Origin of the sequence: Megasphaera massiliensis (genome assembly GCF_000455225.1) — a bacterium.
Taxonomy (GTDB): domain Bacteria; phylum Bacillota; class Negativicutes; order Veillonellales; family Megasphaeraceae; genus Megasphaera; species Megasphaera massiliensis.
This window is the reverse complement of record NZ_HF954559.1, coordinates 178,162-186,079: the sequence shown is the minus strand read 5'-3', so window position 1 is coordinate 186,079 and position 7,918 is coordinate 178,162. Positions and strand designations below refer to the sequence as shown.

The window sequence follows — 7,918 nt, the reverse complement described above, 5'->3', positions numbered from 1 at the left end:
TATAATAAGGATATATATAATATAAATATATAGACCTTTCGAAGCAGAATGAGCCAAAAAATCCGCTCCCATGGCAGGATTTCAGGCTTTATTATAGAAATATATACATAATATAGAAAAACGGAAGGAGGAGCGGCTTATGAACGACAGCTATAGACCGACATTCAATATTCACGAAGCAGTACGCAAAACCTTGCCTTATATGATGGAAATGAGAGAATATTTCCATGCCCACCCGGAATTAAGCGAAAAAGAATTCGATACATGCAAGACGATTTTTCAAGAATTATCCCTGATGGGTATTGAAGACGTGCGAATCATCGCCGGTACCGGAGTCACAGGCCTGATACACGGGGCCCTTCCCGGACCGGTCGTCCTCTTGCGAGCCGACATCGATGCCCTGCCGCTGACCGAAAAGTACGACTGCCCTTATTCATCCCTCGTAGAAGGAGTCATGCATGCCTGCGGCCACGATGGTCATGCGGCCAACTTATTAGGTGTCGCCAAAATTCTCAACAAGCATCGAGACTGCCTGCGCGGCACCATCCGTCTGGCTTTTCAGCCGGCTGAAGAGGGAAACGGCGGCGCCGCCCGCATGATCGATGCCGGTATCCTCAACCTGCCGCCTGTCGACTATGCCTTGGGTCTGCATGTGGCCGGCAGTCTCCCCAAGGGTTATGTCGGCATCGGCCGCGGCGAAATCGCGTCTTCTTGTGACGATTTCACGATCACACTCCACGGCAAAGGCGGACACGGCTCCCAGCCGTCAGCCTGCATCAGCCCGATACAGATGGGCGTCGACATTATCCAATTGATTCAAAACTTCGTCTACAACCGCTATGCTGACGGCGACGGCATCGTCCTCACCTTCGGCCAGTTCCAGGCCGGCCACAATCCTAACGTCATCCCCGAAACAGCCGTTTTAAAAGGGACCCTCCGGACGTATCACGAAGAAAAACGGCGCATCATCCTCGACGCCCTGGAGCAGATTTTGAAAAATGTAACCTCGACGTATGGCGGTTTCTTCGATTTGGACGTCGTCCCCTTCTCCCCGGTCTGTGTCAACGACGACGGCGTTACCGATAAAGTTACCCATATCCTGCAGCAGCACTGTGCCGATCGGGTCAACGTAGTGGCCTTGAAACGCGGCGCCGGTTCTGAAGATTTTGCCTATTTCAGCGAGGCCGTCCCCAGTGCCTTTTATTATGTCGGCGTCTACGGCGATGCTCCGGTCAGCGGCCATTCACCGGACTTCCACTGGGACAGCAACGCCTTGAAGTATATGTGCGAAACCCTGCTTCACATCGTCTATTACTTCGAAAGCTATTGAATTCATTTTGGCATTGTATAATTACATATCCATAGTATAATGAGGGAGTATCCATATAATAAGGAGTGATATGACTCATGGTATTCTGGTTCATCATTGAACATACGATGCTTCCGATTTTCTTTCTCGTTCTCTTAGGATATTTTCTCGATAAGAAATTCCATCTCGACGTAAAAACCTTATCGAAATTGATGTTCTACTTAGTCATTCCCAGCTTCCTTTTTACCAACATCTATACGACCCAGTTCCCCGAAACGAGCGTCAACATCATCGCTGCCATCGCCATCTTCATGGTCCTCTGTTTCGTCATAGCCAATATCGTCGGCCGTATCCGCCACTATGATGCCGCCATGTTGGAATCGTGCCGCAATGCCTTTATGTTCAATAATACAGGCAACCTCGGCGTCGCGCTTATCATCCTCGTCTTTTCTCACGACCCCTTCGTCGTAAACGGACAGACGCCGTACCTTGCCGAAGCCATGGTCGTGCAGATCATCATATTCATGATTCAAAGTGTCTCGCTCAATACCCTCGGTCTTTATCAGGCCGGCCGCGGTAAATTGGCTGCCAGGGATACTTTGGCCGTCATGTTTCGCATGCCGTTGCTGTACGTATTGGCCGCATCCTTGTTAGCCCGCAACATCGGCTGGGATGCCGAAAACTTCTTCTTATGGCCCATCATGGACATGGCCAGCCATGCTCTGCTCCCCTTAGCCATGGTCAGTATCGGCGCTCAGTTGTCACAGACCAAGATTCATTGGCTCGACAAGGATGTCTGGATCGTAAGCATTTTAAAGATGACCGCCCTCCCCTTACTGGGGCTGGCCATGATTTATGGTGCCAACGCCTTTCGCCCCGGCACCTTTACGGCTGTCAGTGCGACGGTATTCCTTATCTATTGCGCTATCCCTACAGCCGTCAATACGGCCTTATTTGCCATCGAATTCGATAACAATCCGGACTATGCGACGCAGATTGTCATGAACACAACGGCCCTCAGCGCCATATCGCTGACCTTTTATATTTTCTTAGGGCATATTTTATTTGTTTAATATGATTCCCATTATGATATTATCTTTTTAGATAAAATATAAGTTTTGTAAAATAAATTTCAGCATTTTTATTGACAGCTTAACGTTTTGCTTTTATAATAAGTTCATCAACAGAATAGAAGCCGGCAATGAAGCCCAAGGTGATGATTTTTTATCCCTTGGGCTTTTCATATTCTGAAGATAATCCCAATAGAACAGTAGACAACGATGTCTTTTTCTCGATGGAACCATCGGGAGAGTCATCTTTTTTTTATGGGTCAGGAGGCTAAGAATATGAAACAATTATGGTCCCGTTTATCGGTCCTGCTGCCTTGTCTTTTCGCAGCAGCGCCAACGGCTTTTGCATCGGCACCGGGAACGATAGACCCGGGCGACACGGCCTGGGTACTCATCAGTGCCGCCCTCGTCTTTCTCATGACGCCGGGCCTGGGCTTCTTCTACGGCGGCATGGTCCGCAATAAAAACGTATTGGCAACGATTATGCAGAGCTTCTTCATCGTCGCCATGATTTCTGTCGAATGGATTCTCATCGGCTATGCCATGACCTTCGGTACCGACATTCACGGCTTCATCGGATCTCTTGATAAAATCGGCCTCACCGGAGTCGGCATGACTGTTCTCGACAACGGAACGATTCCGGAACTGGCCTTCGTCGCCTTCCAGTGCATGTTTGCCGTCATCACGCCGGCCCTCATTACCGGTGCTTTTGCCGAACGCATGAAGTTCCACGCCTTCGTCGTCTTCATCCTGCTCTGGGCCCTCTTCATTTATAATCCCATGGCTCATTGGGTCTGGGGCGGCGGCTTCCTCGCTAAACTCGGCGCCCTTGACTTCGCCGGCGGTCTGGTCATCCACATTCTCTCCGGTGTTTCCGGTCTTACGCTCTGCGTCCTCTTAGGCCGTCGCTACGGATACGGGAAGAGTCCTATGGTTCCTCATAATCTTCCGATGACCGTCCTTGGCGCCGCCCTTCTCTGGTTCGGCTGGTTCGGCTTCAATGCCGGAAGTGCCCTCGGAGCCAACGAATTGGCCGCCAACGCCTTTATCACCTCTCAGGCCGCTGCCGCTGCTGCCACCGTCGCCTGGGTCGCTGTGGAATGGCGTGTCCAAGGGAAACCGACCATCCTCGGTGCCGCTTCCGGATGTATCGCAGGCCTCGTCGCCATCACCCCGGCAGCAGGCTTCGTCGCTCCCCTTCCGGCCCTCATTATCGGGGCTGTCGGCGGCGTTATCTGCTATGTCGCTGTCGCCGTCGTCAAGACCAAACTCGGCTACGACGATTCCCTCGATGCCTTCGGGATTCACGGCATCGGCGGTACTTGGGGCTCCATCGCAACGGGGCTCTGGGCAACGACAGACGTCAACCCTGCCGGTGCCGACGGCCTCTTCTACGGCAGCAGCCATCTCCTCGCCGCTCAGCTCATTTCTACGGTCGTCGCCTATGCGTTGGCTATCGTCGGAACATTCATAATCTTTAAAGTCATCAGCCTGTTCATGACCGTCCGGGCCGATAAAGAAGAAGAAATTGCCGGTCTCGACATTGGCGAACACGGCGAACAGGGTTACAATTACGCCATCACCGCCGGGAGCCCCTTTGAAGGGGTTCAGACCTCTCCCTTAGACAATACAGCCTTAGGCCATGCTGCTGTCGTAAACCAGGCCGGCGTAAACAACCATACGATATAGAGGTGATAGAGATGGAAGAACATACCCTTACTAAAATAGAAATCATTACCCGGCCCAGTAAACTTGAAGATTTAAAAGAAGCCTTGAACAAAATCGGCGTCATGGGCATGACCGTCAGTCAGGTCTTCGGCTGCGGCCTTCAAAAAGGCTACGTCGAAGTCTATCGCGGTCAGCGTTACAACATCAACCTCCTGCCGGGTATCAAAGTAGAGACCGTCGTCTGCGAAGTTCCCGTCGACAAAGTCGTCGAAGTCGCTGAAAGGGTCTGCAAAACAGGTAAGCCCGGTGACGGTAAGATTTTCATTTACCCCTTGGCAGATGCCGTCCGCATCCGCACCGGTGACCGCGGCCCTGTCGCCATCATGGACGAAAAATAAGAATGTCTCTAAAAGCAGGTATGCGAAGCACGAGCCTTCGTATGCCTGCTTTTTAGGCTAACCGCTAAATCAATAGTATATATATATCAATATATATAAAATAAGTAATAGTACCCGTCGACCTTCTTGTTTAAAATAGATACATACTTGCTTATCAGCACAGTAGCGTATGTGAATATTTTAACAATTCGAAGGGATGATCATATATGACGAACTTACGTCCTAAGAAAACGAAGAAACGCTGGTTCATGCTGTTTCTCTTATTTATTCTCACAGCCATCAATTACCTGGACCGGACCAACATGGCCGTCGCAGCCTCCAGCATGAGTGATGAACTCGGATTCAGCGCCGCCACCATGGGCCTTTTATTCTCCGCCTTTTCCTGGTCTTACGGGCTGATGCAGATCCCCGGCGGTTGGGTCATCGAACGATTTGGCTCTCACATCGTCTATACAGCCTCGTTATTCTTGTGGTCCTTATTCACGATGTTCATGGGTCTTGGGAGGTCCTTTGCCTCCCTCTTCGGCATCCGCATGGCTATCGGCGCTGCCGAAGCCCCGGCCTTTCCGACCAACAGCCGCGTCGTCGCAGCCTGGTTCCCGTCTCATGAACGGGCGACGGCAACCTCGATTTATACAGCCGGCGAATTCATCGGTCTGGCCTTTTTAACGCCCGTTTTATTTTGGATCTTAGAAACCTACGGCTGGCGGGAAATATTTTACATCACCGGCTTTATCGGCATCGTCGCCAGCCTCGGTTGGTTCTTTCTCTACCGCGAACCCGGTCCCGATTCAGGTGCCAACCAAGCTGAATTGGACTATATCCGCCAAGGCGGCGGCCTTGGCAGTACAGCCTCGGAAAAACAAAAGATTACCTGGTCTCAAATCGCAGAATTATTTAAACACCGCCAACTCTGGGGGATTTATTTAGGACAGTTTTCCAATGCCAGTACGATGTTTTTCTTTTTAACCTGGTTTCCGACGTATCTGATCATGGCTAAGAACCTGCCCTTATTAAAAGCCGGCATCTACGCCATCATTCCTTACGTCGGTGCCCTTATCGGCGTCCTCCTCGGCGGCTACTGGTCTGACTCCATGCTGCGCCGCGGCAGTTCCCTTTCAAAAGCCAGAAAACTGCCCATCATCTGCGGTCTCCTCTGTTCGATGACCATCATGACGGCTAATTATTTCGACTCTCTCAATGCCATCATCATCGTCATGGCCCTGGCCTTCTTCGGTCAAGGCATGGCTGCCATCGTCTGGAGTACTGTCGGCGACGTGGCACCGGCCCATTCCGTAGGCCTTGCCGGCGGCGTCTTCAACTTCATCGGCAATTTAGCCGGCATCATTACGCCCATCGTCATCGGCTTTATCGTCCAAGCGACGGGCTCATTCGTCGGCGCCATGATATTTGTCGGCTGCGTCGCCGCCATTGGCGTCTTCTCCTTCATCTTCATCGTCGGTGACCTCCACCGCATCGAGGACTGACTCAGATGGCTCCCCGCTGCCAGCGGGACAGGAGAAAATTCCGGAACCGTTCTACGACGGGCAATACCTGGGATTGGCGCAGGAGAGCCAAAAAGAGATAACGCCGTTCAAAAGAATCGGCAATCGGTATCCGATCGAGATTATAATATTGAAGTGTATAGAAATCAGGTAAAATGGCAACGCCATAGCCGGCCGCTACAAAGCCGGCCATGGCGTTGTCTTCTTCTACATGGCAGGCGGTCTTTAAATGAACCTGAGCCTGGTCGAGGAGTTTATTAATCATCTCGTTTAAGCCGCTGCTCTTATCGAAGGCGATAAGAGGATACGGTTCCAGTTCTTTTAAGGAGACAGAGCCACGGTTGCTCAAAGGGTGCCCCTTAGGGACGGCTACGACCAATTCTTCTTCGGCCACGGGATAAAAGAGGACGTCCGGTTCGTTTTCAACGGAAGAACAGAGAGCGGCATCGATTTTTTCCTCTTTTAACTCTTTAATCAGGGCTGCCGTCGTCCCTTGATGGAAGTCAAAGGTAATGCCGCCATTACCGTCAATAGCCTGAAATTGAGTAATCATTTCCGGCACCAAAGTATAGCCCATGGTATAAATAAATCCCAGCGTAATTTTTCCCTGATCCGGGCGCGTATAAGCTTTCATCAAATCAACGCCGCGTTCCAGTTCCTGCAGAGAGCGTTTCACATAAGGCAAAAAAAGATGACCGTACTTATTCAAAAAAATATTTCGTCCCCGTTTTTCAAAGAGCTGAATTCCCAGCTCTTTTTCCATTTCCCGAACGGCTCGGTTAAGGCTGGGCTCCGTAATATACAGGGCTTCCGCAGCCTTCCGGTAATGTTCCGTTTCCGCCAATTTCGTAAAATATTGAAGTTGCTTTAAGTTCATAACAGACTCCTTCTATATGCCGTTTAATCAATCTTTGTGATAAATCCTTATATATCAATAGCTTATCTATTAATATTTCAATCTTATTTTCTATCAATAAAAACAATCTTATGAAAACCAAAAATGACAAGACAAGTCAAAGCTTCATGGCCGAAACCACTGATTTTTCTCAACTTCCTTCGTATTGTAAAATGAGTTTATCTTTGTTTTATCGACAATTTCTCGATATCAATTGCCCTTATTATATCATTTTCAATAGTTTTTTTGAACTGTTTTTTCCTATTTTAAGAAATTGTGTTATCAGTATTTCATCCGTATAATAAGGGCAGATCAAAAATATAGTTCTACAATTCACATATACCTTTAGTACTATATAGAAGGAGGATTTCTCTTTATGAGCCAGCAGTATCCACATGTTTTCGAACCCTTTACGGTCAAGCGGACCACCTTCCGCAACCGCGTCATCATGCCCCCCATGGGATCCAACCTTGCCACCTTCACCGGTGAAGTATCAGAAGAAATGAAGAATTATTACGGTCTTCGCGCCCGTGGCGGCACAGCCTTGATTACCGTTGAAAACGCCTGTATCGACTATCCCTTGGCAACGAACGGAACGAAGCAGCTGCGCATCGACAAGAAACAGTTCATCCCCGGTCTCTACGAACTGACCGAACGGATTCACAAATACGGTGCCCTGGCATCGATTCAGCTCAACCACGCCGGTGCTTCGGCCTACCCGGAACGGCTCGACGGCCTCCAAGCCGTATCGGCTTCATCCGTCCCTTCCAAAGAAGGCAATCCGGCACCGCGCCCCCTCGATAAATGTGAAATCCTCAACATTGTCCAGAAGTATGCCATCGCCGCTCAGCATGCTATCCAAGCCGGCTTCGACATGGTAGAAATCCACGGGGGTCATTCGTACCTGCTGGACCAGTTCTTATCTCCCCTGTATAATAAACGTACCGATGAATTCGGTGGCTCTTATGAAAATCGTGCCCGCTTTGCCCGCCTCGTCGTCGAAGCCGTCCGCAAAGTTGTCGGCCCCTGGGTTCCCATCGTATTCCGTCTGTCAGCAGATGAATTCATCGAAG

7 protein-coding genes are annotated in these 7,918 nt (G+C 50.0%); 6 read left to right on the top strand and 1 reads right to left on the bottom strand.

The window, feature by feature from the left end:
• Window positions 1-139 precede the first annotated feature (139 nt).
• The 5 genes from TX77_RS12360 (at window position 140) to TX77_RS12340 (ending at window position 5,932) form a co-directional block, all read left to right on the top strand.
• Window positions 140-1,330, top strand: coding sequence for a M20 metallopeptidase family protein (locus TX77_RS12360; protein WP_044505389.1), 1,191 nt, complete (start codon window positions 140-142; stop codon window positions 1,328-1,330).
• Between the two features lie 77 nt (window positions 1,331-1,407).
• Window positions 1,408-2,382, top strand: a complete 975-nt coding sequence (locus TX77_RS12355; RefSeq protein ID WP_044505388.1) for an AEC family transporter — start codon at window positions 1,408-1,410, stop codon at window positions 2,380-2,382.
• A gap of 273 nt (window positions 2,383-2,655) precedes the next feature.
• On the top strand, window positions 2,656-4,068 hold the full coding sequence (locus TX77_RS12350) for an ammonium transporter (RefSeq protein WP_044505387.1): 1,413 nt from the start codon (window positions 2,656-2,658) through the stop codon (window positions 4,066-4,068).
• Window positions 4,069-4,079: 11 nt separating this feature from the next.
• Entirely contained in the window at window positions 4,080-4,445 is a 366-nt protein-coding gene (locus tag TX77_RS12345; protein WP_044505386.1) for a P-II family nitrogen regulator, read from the top strand.
• Window positions 4,446-4,651: 206 nt separating this feature from the next.
• Window positions 4,652-5,932, top strand: a complete 1,281-nt coding sequence (locus TX77_RS12340; protein WP_044505385.1) for an MFS transporter — start codon at window positions 4,652-4,654, stop codon at window positions 5,930-5,932.
• Between the two features lies 1 nt (window position 5,933).
• Here TX77_RS12340 and TX77_RS12335 read toward each other — a convergent pair whose 3' ends face one another.
• Complete coding sequence (locus tag TX77_RS12335) at window positions 5,934-6,827, bottom strand: LysR family transcriptional regulator (protein ID WP_044505384.1); 894 nt, start codon at window positions 6,825-6,827, stop codon at window positions 5,934-5,936.
• A 394-nt stretch (window positions 6,828-7,221) separates the two neighbouring features.
• Here TX77_RS12335 and TX77_RS12330 point away from each other — a divergent pair.
• The coding region (locus TX77_RS12330) for an oxidoreductase (protein ID WP_044505383.1) at window positions 7,222-7,918 on the top strand (697 nt) is incomplete at its 3' end.

Excerpts from the sequence above, each read along its gene's own strand:
- TX77_RS12360 (WP_044505389.1), top strand. The coding sequence starts at position 140 with ATGAACGACAGCTATAGACCGACATTCAATATTCACGAAGCAGTACGC.
- TX77_RS12355 (WP_044505388.1), top strand. The coding sequence starts at position 1,408 with ATGGTATTCTGGTTCATCATTGAACATACGATGCTTCCGATTTTCTTT.
- TX77_RS12345 (WP_044505386.1), top strand. The coding sequence starts at position 4,080 with ATGGAAGAACATACCCTTACTAAAATAGAAATCATTACCCGGCCCAGT.
- TX77_RS12350 (WP_044505387.1), top strand. The coding sequence starts at position 2,656 with ATGAAACAATTATGGTCCCGTTTATCGGTCCTGCTGCCTTGTCTTTTC.
- TX77_RS12335 (WP_044505384.1), bottom strand. The coding sequence starts at position 6,827 with ATGAACTTAAAGCAACTTCAATATTTTACGAAATTGGCGGAAACGGAA.
- TX77_RS12340 (WP_044505385.1), top strand. The coding sequence starts at position 4,652 with ATGACGAACTTACGTCCTAAGAAAACGAAGAAACGCTGGTTCATGCTG.